The organism is Aromatoleum evansii (genome assembly GCF_012910805.1).
Classification (GTDB): Bacteria; Pseudomonadota; Gammaproteobacteria; order Burkholderiales; family Rhodocyclaceae; genus Aromatoleum; species Aromatoleum evansii.
The window spans coordinates 116,052-125,972 of record NZ_WTVK01000010.1 but is presented as its reverse complement, the minus strand read 5'-3'; the positions used below and the strand labels follow the sequence as shown (position 1 = coordinate 125,972).

At 68.9% G+C, this 9,921-nt stretch carries 11 protein-coding genes; 10 read left to right on the top strand and 1 reads right to left on the bottom strand.

What is annotated here, in order from left to right; all coding sequences use genetic code 11:
• The 10 genes from GO615_RS28610 to GO615_RS07135 all read left to right on the top strand — a co-directional run.
• Nucleotides 1-288, top strand: a 288-nt coding sequence (locus tag GO615_RS28610) for an SPOR domain-containing protein (RefSeq protein ID WP_211166987.1), incomplete at its 5' end; no start/stop codon positions are given.
• A 93-nt stretch (nucleotides 289-381) separates the two neighbouring features.
• A complete protein-coding gene (gene fliW, locus GO615_RS07175; RefSeq protein ID WP_169126404.1) occupies nucleotides 382-825 on the top strand; it encodes a flagellar assembly protein FliW in 444 nt (147 codons plus the stop codon).
• A gap of 97 nt (nucleotides 826-922) precedes the next feature.
• Nucleotides 923-1,303, top strand: a complete 381-nt coding sequence (locus tag GO615_RS07170; protein WP_169126402.1) for a RidA family protein — start codon at nucleotides 923-925, stop codon at nucleotides 1,301-1,303.
• Nucleotides 1,304-1,438: 135 nt separating this feature from the next.
• Nucleotides 1,439-3,499, top strand: a complete 2,061-nt coding sequence (gene recG, locus GO615_RS07165; RefSeq protein WP_169126400.1) for an ATP-dependent DNA helicase RecG — start codon at nucleotides 1,439-1,441, stop codon at nucleotides 3,497-3,499.
• Between the two features lie 225 nt (nucleotides 3,500-3,724).
• Nucleotides 3,725-4,282, top strand: a complete 558-nt coding sequence (locus tag GO615_RS07160) for a chorismate--pyruvate lyase family protein (RefSeq protein WP_169126398.1) — start codon at nucleotides 3,725-3,727, stop codon at nucleotides 4,280-4,282.
• Nucleotides 4,279-5,166, top strand: coding sequence for a 4-hydroxybenzoate octaprenyltransferase (gene ubiA / locus GO615_RS07155; RefSeq protein ID WP_422614260.1), 888 nt, complete (start codon nucleotides 4,279-4,281; stop codon nucleotides 5,164-5,166). Before GO615_RS07160 ends, ubiA begins: the two co-directional genes overlap by 4 nt.
• Before the next feature lie 82 nt (nucleotides 5,167-5,248).
• Nucleotides 5,249-5,500, top strand: a complete 252-nt coding sequence (locus GO615_RS07150; protein ID WP_169126394.1) for a PA2433 domain-containing protein — start codon at nucleotides 5,249-5,251, stop codon at nucleotides 5,498-5,500.
• Nucleotides 5,501-5,620: 120 nt separating this feature from the next.
• Nucleotides 5,621-6,436, top strand: a complete 816-nt coding sequence (gene pyrF, locus GO615_RS07145) for an orotidine-5'-phosphate decarboxylase (protein ID WP_169126392.1) — start codon at nucleotides 5,621-5,623, stop codon at nucleotides 6,434-6,436.
• Between the two features lie 23 nt (nucleotides 6,437-6,459).
• Entirely contained in the window at nucleotides 6,460-7,950 is a 1,491-nt protein-coding gene (ubiD, locus tag GO615_RS07140) for a 4-hydroxy-3-polyprenylbenzoate decarboxylase (protein ID WP_169126390.1), read from the top strand.
• A 37-nt stretch (nucleotides 7,951-7,987) separates the two neighbouring features.
• Complete coding sequence (locus GO615_RS07135; RefSeq protein WP_169126388.1) at nucleotides 7,988-8,404, top strand: DUF4870 family protein; 417 nt, start codon at nucleotides 7,988-7,990, stop codon at nucleotides 8,402-8,404.
• A gap of 31 nt (nucleotides 8,405-8,435) precedes the next feature.
• Here GO615_RS07135 and dacB read toward each other — a convergent pair whose 3' ends face one another.
• The gene (gene dacB, locus GO615_RS07130; protein WP_246262186.1) at nucleotides 8,436-9,896 is read right to left on the bottom strand and encodes a D-alanyl-D-alanine carboxypeptidase/D-alanyl-D-alanine endopeptidase; all 1,461 of its coding nucleotides are present in this window, start codon (nucleotides 9,894-9,896) and stop codon (nucleotides 8,436-8,438) included.
• Nucleotides 9,897-9,921: the final 25 nt, after the last annotated feature.

The window sequence follows — 9,921 nt, the reverse complement described above, 5'->3', positions numbered from 1 at the left end:
CAGATGGGTATAAGAGACAGCCCCTCTGCAGCCCCGCCGGCCGAACCGCCGCGTTTGCAGGCCGGACCGCCGCCGGGACCCGGATACCTCATCCAGCTTGGCGTGTTCCTCGATACCGCCAATGCGGAAAGCATGCGTCGCGAACTCGAGCGCAAGGGTTATCCTGCGCATCTGCAGGCCCGCGTCGTGCTCGGCCCCTATCCGGACCGCGAGTCCGCGATTGCCGCGCAGGAAAAAGTTCGCCGCGAACGCAAGCTGGATGGCATGATCTTGGGTCCGCGCAAGTAGCAGCGCAGGCGGTGCAGGGCAGGATCCGCCTGCACGCATCGTGGTGCGCGTAAGCCAGGACGCCAACAACGGGGCAAATCAGAGGAGGTCGCAATGAAGATCGAAAGTCAGGTGTTCGGTACGGTCGATATTCCCGATGACAAGGTGATCGAGTTCCCGGCCGGGCTTCCCGGGTTCGAAGACTGCAGGCAGTTCGCCCTCGTGCATGAGGATGGATCGACCTCATCCCTGTACCAGCTGCAGAGCCTGGACAATCCTGCGGCCGTGTTCTCGATCACCGGCTCGGACCGGCTTGGCGTCAACTACGAGTTCGGCCTCTCGGACGAGGAAACCGAGCAGCTCAAGCTCACGAACCCTGCCGATGCCTTCGTCGCCGTGATCGTGCGCAAGGACGAAGGCGACGCGGGCAACCCCGCAACCGCCGGGCTGCGCGCAAACTTCATGGCGCCGCTGGTGATCAACGTCTCCGCCCGCCGTGGAATCCAGAAGATCATCACGCGTCTCGGCTGTGACGTGACCCTGCGCGCCGAAGGTTGATCGGCGCACTCTCCCGCGCCCCGGTGCAGGATGTGCCGGGGCGTTGTTTCATCCGGTCCCCGCTCGGGATCGTTCGTACAAGCAAAGGAATTCAAGCATGAGCCGCAGCATCATCTCGACCCCCAACGCCCCGGCCGCGATCGGCACCTACTCGCAGGCCGTCAAGGTCGGCGACACCGTCTATTGCTCCGGCCAGATCGGCCTCGACCCCGCGACGATGCAGATGGTCGAGGGCTTCGAAGCGCAGACCGTGCGCGTGTTCGAGAACCTCAAGGCGGTGGCCGAAGCAGCCGGCGGCTCGCTCGCCGACGCCGTGCGCGTGACGATCTACCTCACCGATCTCGCCAACTTCGCCAAGGTGAACGAAGTCATGGCGCGCTACTTCGCGGAGCCCTTCCCGGCGCGCGCCGCCGTCGGCGTCAAGGAGCTGCCCAAGGGCGGCGTGGTCGAGGCCGACGCCATCCTGGTGATTGGCTAAAGGCGGGCTGCCTTGCGAGTCAGGAGGCACGAAAGCGCGTCTTGCGCCCCGTGGCGGCGTTGCTCATCCTCGCAATAGCAACCACTATTGCTGCGGTTCGCGCCTTGCCACAGGACGCAATCCATCGCTTTCGTCATGCCCCCTGACTCGCAACGCAGCCCGCCCGCCTGGGCCGGCATCGGCCCGCAACTCGCAGGCCGGCTGGCGAAGCTCGACATCCGCCGGCCGCAGGACCTCGTCCTGCACCTGCCGCTGCGCTACGAGGACGAAACCCGCCTGACCCCGATCGCCGCAGCGCGCGCCGGTGCGCCGGTGCAGGTCGAAGGCGAGGTGCTGTCCTGCGAGGTCATGTTGCGCCCGCGCCGCCAGCTCGTCGCACAGATCCGCGACGCGAGCGGCACGCTCACCGCGCGCTGGCTCAACTTCTACCCCTCGCAACAGAAGCAGCTTGCGCCCGGCCGCCGCGTGCGCGTGTTCGGCGAGGTGCGCGGCGGCTTCTTCGGCAACGAGATGGTGCATCCGCGCGTGCACCCGGTGGCGGAGGGCGAGGAGCTGCCGCAGGCGCTCACGCCAGTCTATCCGACCACTGCGGGGCTCGCGCAGTCGGCGCTGCGCAAGCTCATCGGGCGCGAACTGCAGCGCCCGTCGCCGATCGAGCTTCTGCCGCCCGAAGCGCTCGGGGGGCTGCACCTGCCGCCCTTCGCCGATGCGCTGCGCACGCTGCACCAGCCGCCCCCCGACATCGACCCGTATGCGCTCGAAGACCGCGCCCATCCCGCGTGGCAGCGCATCAAGTTCGAGGAACTGCTGGTCCAGCAGCTGTCGCTGCGCCGCGCCTACAATGCCCGCCGCACGCGCCGCGCCCCCATCCTGCGCGACAGCGGCAAGCTCACCGGCGCGCTGCTCGCACAGCTGCCGTTCAGCCTCACCGGCGCGCAGGCGCGCGCGGTCGCGCAGATCGCGCGCGACCTTGCCACCCCGCACCCGATGCAGCGCCTGCTGCAGGGCGACGTCGGCAGCGGCAAGACCATCGTCGCCGCACTGGCGATGCTGCAGGCGGCCGGGAACGGTTTCCAGGCGGTGCTCATGGCCCCCACCGAGATCCTCGCCGAGCAGCACTGGAAGAAGCTCGCCGCGTGGCTCGAGCCGCTCGGCGTCGGTATCGCGTGGCTGTCCGGAAGCCGGCGCAAGAAGGAGCGCGAGGCCGAGCTCGCCCGGCTCGCCAGCGGCGAGGTGCTGCTCGCGGTCGGCACGCACGCGCTGATCGAGGATCCGGTGACGCTGCCGCGCCTGGGCCTCGCGATCGTCGATGAGCAGCACCGCTTCGGCGTGCGCCAGCGCCTCGCGCTGCGCGAGAAGGGCGCCGACGCGCTGCATCCGCACATGCTGATGATGTCCGCGACGCCCATCCCGCGCACGCTGGCGATGAGCTACTACGCCGACCTCGACGTCACCGTGCTCGATGAATTGCCGCCCGGTCGCACCCCCATCCTCACCAAGCTCGTCGCCGAGTCGCGCCGCGAGCAGGTTATCGCACGTGTGCGCGACGCCTGCCTCGGCGGGGCCCAGGCCTACTGGGTGTGCCCGCTGATCGAGGAGTCCGAGGCGCTGCAATTGAAGACCGCCGTCGAGACCTTCGAGACGCTAGTCGCGGCGCTGCCCGAACTGAAGATCGGCCTCGTGCATGGGCGCATGAAATCCGACGAGAAGTCCGCGACGATGGCCGCATTCGCTGCCGGCGAGATCCACCTGCTGGTCGCGACGACGGTCATCGAGGTCGGCGTCGACGTGCCCAACGCGAGCCTGATGGTGATCGAGCACGCCGAGCGCTTCGGCCTCGCGCAGCTGCACCAGCTGCGCGGGCGCGTCGGGCGCGGCACCAAGGAGTCCGCCTGCATCCTGATCTACGCCCACCCGCTGTCGGAGAACGGCCGCGCACGCCTGAAAGTCATCTACGAACACAGCGACGGCTTCGCGATTGCGCGCGAGGACCTGCGCATCCGTGGCCCCGGCGAATTCGTCGGCGCGCGCCAGAGCGGCGTGCCGTTGCTGCGCTATGCCGACCTGGAGGGCGACGCCGACCTCCTGGAGCCGGCGCGCGCGCTTGCCGAACGCCTGCTGCGCGACTCGCCGGACGTCGCGACCCAGCTAATGGAGCGCTGGCTCGGCGGACGGGAAGGCCTGCTGCGCGCCTGAGCAGGCACGGACCCAAGGGCGGGAGGAGCGCAGCGCATCCCGCCAGAACCGATGGGTGCAACCTCCTGTGGGAGCGGCTTCAGCCGCGAATCAGCCCGGTAGCGTGCGATACCGCCCATTCGCGGCTGAAGTTGCTCCCACGGCCGAAATCCTGCGCCCCGCGCACCCCGGTTGGGCGAGCGACGCCTACCCGGTATCATGCGGCTGGTCCCGAAATTCCCCCCAATGCGTACCCGTCCCCACAAAGAAACCTGGCTGAAGCGCCCGCCGCGCGCGACCGTTTCCCGCACGCTGCGCCCCTGGCTCACCGATCCGGACTCGCTCACCGCGCGCATCCGCGCCCGCTGCAGCACTTTTGCCGTACGCGTGCTGCGTCAGCGTCTCGCCTTGCCGCACCGCGACGAGGCGACGCTGCTGGGCCTGCGCCGCGGCGAACTCGCGTGGCTGCGCGAAGTGCTGCTGGTCGCCGACGGCGTGCCGGTGGTGTTCGCGCGCTCGCTGCTGCCGCGCCCCAACGTGCGCGGCGCCTGGAACCTGTTCCACGGCATGGGCGCCCGTCCGCTGGGCGCCGCACTCTTCGCGGATCCCGCGATCAGCCGCCGCGCGCTGACCTGCGCCTGCCTCGACCGCCGCGACGCGCGCTATCATCTCGCTGCCGCCGCGGTCACGCCGATGGCGATGCCGCCGCGCGCATGGGCGCGCCGTTCGCTGTTCCGCCTGCACGGTCGCGCGCTGCTCGTCAGCGAGGCCTTCCTGCCCACGATCCTGGACCTGCCCGAATGATGTCTGCGCCGCTCCCCCTGTCCGCCCGCCTGCCCATCTACCTGCGGCTGATGCGCCTCGACAAGCCGATCGGCATCCTGCTGCTGCTGTGGCCGACCCTGTGGGCGCTGTGGCTCGCCGCCGACGGCTTCCCGCCGCTGCCCATCCTCGCGATCTTCGTCCTCGGCACGGTGCTGATGCGCTCGGCCGGTTGCGTCGTCAATGACTACGCCGACCGCGATTTCGACGGCCACGTCGAGCGCACCAGGAACCGTCCGCTCGCGACCCGGGTGATCGGCACCCGCGAGGCGCTGCTCCTCGCCGCGGGCCTCTCGCTCCTTGCCTTCCTGCTGATCCTGCCGCTCGCGCCCATCGTGCTGTGGCTGTCGCTGCCGGCGCTGTTCCTCGCCGCGAGCTATCCGTTCATGAAGCGGTTCTTCGCGATTCCCCAGGCCTACCTCGGCATCGCCTTCGGCTTCGGCATTCCGATGGGCTTCGCCGCGATCCAGGGCGAAGTGCCGGCGCTCGCGTGGTGGCTGCTGCTCGGCAACATCTTCTGGACCGTCGCCTACGACACCGAATACGCGATGGTCGATCGTCCCGACGACCTCAGGATCGGCATCAAGACCTCCGCGATCACCTTCGGCCGCTTCGACGTCGCTGCGGTGATGCTGTGCTACGCGCTCGCCTTCGCGCTGTTCGCGGCTGTGGGTGTCGCCGCGGGGCGGGGCGCGTTCTTCTTTGCCGGCCTGCTGGCGGCGTGCGGGATCGCCGGCTACCACTACACGCTCATCCGCGGGCGCGAACGCGCCCCGTGCTTCAAGGCCTTCCTGCACAACAACTGGGTCGGGGCCGTTATATTCGCCGGCATCGTCCTTGATTACATTGCGTTTCCCTCTGCCTGAACTAGGGTGAACCGACCGCATCGATGACGGTCGAAAACATGCGCCCGATTCTTTTTGCGGCGCAACCCCAGAGGAGACTGCAATGAGAAGAAGCCTGTTGTTCGCGGGCCTGTGTGCGATGCTGCTGTCGACGAGCGCCTTGGCCCGTCATTGCCCCGCCGACATGAAGAAGATCGACGAGGCCCTCGCCAAGAACCCGATGCTGAGCGCCGAGCAGATGATGGAAGTGAAGAAGCTGCGCGCGGAAGGCGAAGAGCTGCACAAGGCCGGCAAGCATCCCGAATCCGAGGCGACGCTCGCCAAGGCGATGAAGATGCTCAATATCGGCATGTAGGCCGACACTTGCCGACCAGACCTGGGCCGCCGTCGCGGCCCTTTTCATTTTGAGGCATCCGGGGGCGCGCAAGGGCATCATCCGGCTTATCATTCGCCCCGAACCCATCAGGACGCCTCCATGCACTTCATGACCGCCCTCCGGGCCGCCTGGCAGAGCCGCAACAGCCTCCTCTGCGTCGGCCTCGACCCCTATCCCGCGCGCTTCCCCGCCCACCTGCAGGGCCGCCCCGATGCCATCCTCGAATTCTGCAAGGGCATCGTCGACGCGACCGCCGACCTCGTGTGCTGCTTCAAGCCGCAGATCGCCTACTTCGCCGCGCAGCGCGCCGAGGACCAGCTCGAAGACCTGATCGCCCACATCCACGAGCGCCACCCCGATACGCCGGTGATCCTCGACGCCAAGCGCGGCGACATCGGCAGCACTGCCGCACAGTATGCAGTCGAGGCCTTCGAGCGCTTCCGCGCCGACGCGATCACCGTGAATCCCTACATGGGCCGCGATTCGGTCGAGCCCTACCTCGAATACGCCGACAAGGGCGTGATCCTGCTGTGCCGCACCTCGAACCCCGGCGGCAGCGACCTTCAGTTCCTCGATGTCGGCGGCGGCGAGCGCCTGTACGAACGCGTCGCACGCCTGGTCGCGAACGACTGGAATGGGAGCGGCAACTGCGGGCTCGTCGTCGGCGCGACCTTCCCCAACGAGATTGCCCGCGTGCGCCACATCGTCGGCGACATGCCGCTGCTCGTGCCCGGCATCGGCGCCCAGGGCGGCGACATCGCCGAGACCATGCAGGCGGGCGGCACCGCCGCCGGCACCGGCCTGATGCTCAATTCCTCGCGCGCGATCCTCTATGCCGGCCAGGGCGAGGACTACGCCGAGGCCGCACGCCGTGTCGCGCGCGAGACGCGCGAAGCGATCAACGCCAACCGCTGAACCGCCGCACCCGAAAGGATTCCATGCGTTACCACGATCTTCGCGACTTCATCGCCCAGCTCGAACAACGTGGCGAACTGAAGCGCGTCACCATTCCCGTCGACACCCACCTCGAGATGACCGAGATCGCCGACCGCGTGCTGCGCGCCGGCGGCCCCGCGCTGCTGTTCGAAAAACCCGTCACGCGCGGCGTGCCGCAGGCCATGCCGGTGCTTGCGAACCTCTTCGGCACTCCGCAGCGCGTCGCGCTCGGCATGGGCGAGGACCTCACCGACGGCGACTGGCAGACGCCGCTGCGCGAAGTCGGCAAGCTGCTCGCCTTCCTCAAGGAGCCCGAGCCGCCCAAGGGCCTCAAGGACGCGTGGGAGAAGTTCCCGGCCTTCCGCCAGGTGCTCAACATGTCGCCCAAGGAAGTGCGCTCCGCGCCCTGCCAGGAGGTCGTGTGGGAAGGCGCCGACGTCGACCTCGCAAAACTGCCAATCCAGCACTGCTGGCCCGGCGACGCAGCGCCACTGATCACCTGGGGCCTCGTCGTCACGCGCGGCCCCGAAAAGAAGCGCCAGAACCTCGGCATCTACCGCCAGCAGGTGCTCGGACCCAACCGCGTCATCATGCGCTGGCTCGCCCACCGTGGCGGCGCACTCGACTTCCGTGAGCATCAGCTCGCGCATCCGGGCGAACCCTTCAAGGTCGCCGTCGTCCTCGGTTGCGATCCGGCGACCATCCTCGGCGCCGTCACGCCGGTGCCCGACACCCTGTCCGAATACCAGTTCGCGGGCCTGCTGCGTGGTGCGAAGACCGAACTCGTGCAATGCCTCGGCTCCGACCTGCAGGTGCCGGCCTCGGCCGAGATCGTGCTGGAAGGCGTGATCCACCCGGACGACACCGCTCCCGAGGGGCCCTACGGCGACCACACCGGCTACTACAACGAAGTGTCGGAATTCCCGGTCTTCACGATCGAGCGCATCACGATGCGCAAGGACCCGATCTACCACTCGACCTACACCGGCAAGCCGCCCGACGAGCCGGCGATGCTGGGCGTCGCGCTCAACGAGGTCTTCGTGCCGCTGCTGCAGAAGCAGTTCCCCGAGATCATCGACTTCTACCTGCCGCCCGAGGGCTGCTCCTACCGGCTGGCGGTGGTCAGCATCCGCAAGCAGTACCCGGGGCACGCCAAGCGCGTGATGTTCGGCATCTGGAGCTTTCTGCGCCAGTTCATGTACACCAAGTTCATCATCGTGGTGGACGACGACGTGGACATCCGCGACTGGAAGGAAGTCATCTGGGCGATGACGACCCGCGTCGATGGTTCGCGCGACACCGTGATGGTCGACAACACCCCCATCGACTACCTCGATTTCGCCAGCCCCGTCGCGAGCCTCGGCAGCAAGATGGGCATCGACGCCACCAACAAGTGGCCGGGCGAGACCAACCGCGAGTGGGGCCGTCCGATCGTGATGGACGCCGCAGTCAAGCAGCGCGTCGATGCAATGTGGGGCGAGCTCGGGCTGTAAGATGCCCGGGTGATCCTGACCAGAAGGGAAGTCCGCCATGGCTGACTATCGGACCGAAAGCGCACCCGCCGACCTCGGCGGGCTCGTCACGCTCGCACACATCATCTATGGGCTGCACGCTTTCGCAGTGGTGTCGGGCATCGTCGGCTCCGCGACCATCATCGGCAGTTTCGTCGCCAGCCTGCCGTCCATCCTCGCCGTGGTGCTCAACTACATGAAGCGCGACGCGGTGCGCGGCACCTGGCTGGAAAGCCACTTCCGCTGGCAGATCCGTACCTTCTGGTTCGCGCTGCTGTGGATCCTGGTCTCGGCGGCCATGATCGTCACCCTGATCGGAATCCCGTTGGCGTTCGTGCTGCTGATCGGTGCCGGCCTATGGATCGTCTACCGCGTCATCCGCGGCTGGCTGAACCTGCTCGACCGCAGCACCATGCCGATGCCGTCGGACGCCTGATCCGCGGCGCCCGTTTCCCCGCGTCGCCGGGCTACTGCGCCGGCGCCGAGCCGCCGCCTGCCCATACCCACTCCAGCAGCGCGTCCTGTGCGGCCTGGCTGGACCCCGCCTCGGCGTGATTCACCATCATCACCACCGCATGGCGCCGGCCGCTGCGGTCCAGCACGTAGCCGGCGAGCGACTTCACGCCATTGATCGATCCCGTCTTGATGTGTGCGTAGCCGCGCGCCGGGCTGTCGTGCAGTCGCCCGCGCGCCGTGCCGTCCTCGCCGGCGATCGGCAGCGCCGCGATGAACTCCGGCATGAAGGGCCGCCGCCACGCCGCGAGCAGCACTTCCGCGAGCGTGCGCGCCGTGACGCGCTCGATGCGCGAAAGCCCCGAGCCGTTCTCGATCACCAGGCCCGCGGTCCTTATCCCGTCCGCCGCCAGGAGCGCCTGCACCGCCTCGGCGCCGCCCGCGACCATGTCCAGGCTCGCCCCGCTTTCCCGTCCGAGTGTCGCAAGCAACTGGCGCGCGATCACGTTGCTCGACCACTTGTTCATCTCGCGCACCACCTCGGCCAGTGGCGGCGACGTCTCCGTGACCAGCGTCGTCGCATCGCCGGGCGTCACGCCGCTGCGCACCGCGCCCTCCACCTTGCCGCCCAGCTCCCCCCATAGCCCCGCGACCAGCGCACGCCCGAAGGCCTCCGGCGACAGGGGCGCCGTCGCCCAGTCGCGCTGCCCGCAGCTCGCCGGCATGCTGCCCGACAACACCAGCCGCGGCCCCTGCGGCCCCGGCTCGAACGCCGCATCGAGATTGCCGTACCACACGCCGCAGGGGCCGGGGCCCGTCGTGATGCGGTTGTCGATGTCGAGGCCGATCAGCGACGGGTAGGGCGCGAGCCCCACCGGCTGCCCCGATTCCGCCGCAGGAACGAGGCGCAGCTGCAGCGTATTGAAGTGCATCAGCAAGCCGTAGGCGCCGCTGTTGTACGGCCGCAGCGCGCGCCCGTCGAAGGCCGCCGGATCGTGTGGCGGCAGCGTCAGGGCCGAGCCGTCGAGCACGATGTCGCCGCGCACCGTCGTGACGCCCAGCGCGCGCACCTGGCGCAGCAGCCGCCCGAGGCGCTCGTAGTTCAGCATGGGGTCCGCGCCGCCCGCCAGATACAGGTTGCCATCCAGCACCCCCGCGGCCAGCGGGCCGCCCGTCGCGACCCGCGTCGTCCAGGTGAAGGCGGGGCCGAGCCGGTCGAGCGCCGCGAAGGCGGTCACCACCTTCATCACCGACGCCGGATTCATCGGCCGGTCGCCACCGACCTCCAGCAGCGGGGCCGGCGCGTCGACGGCCTGCACCCATAACGCGACGCTGCCCGCCGGGATGCGGGCGCCGTCGAGCGCCTGCTGCACCGCCGGGGGCAGGGGCGCAGCAGGCGCGGAAGCCATCGCTCCGCAGAACAGCAGGGCAGCCAGGAGATGGCACAGGCTTTGGAGCATCGGGTGCGTCGTCATGAGCGAGTCGTCGTTATCCTGCAAC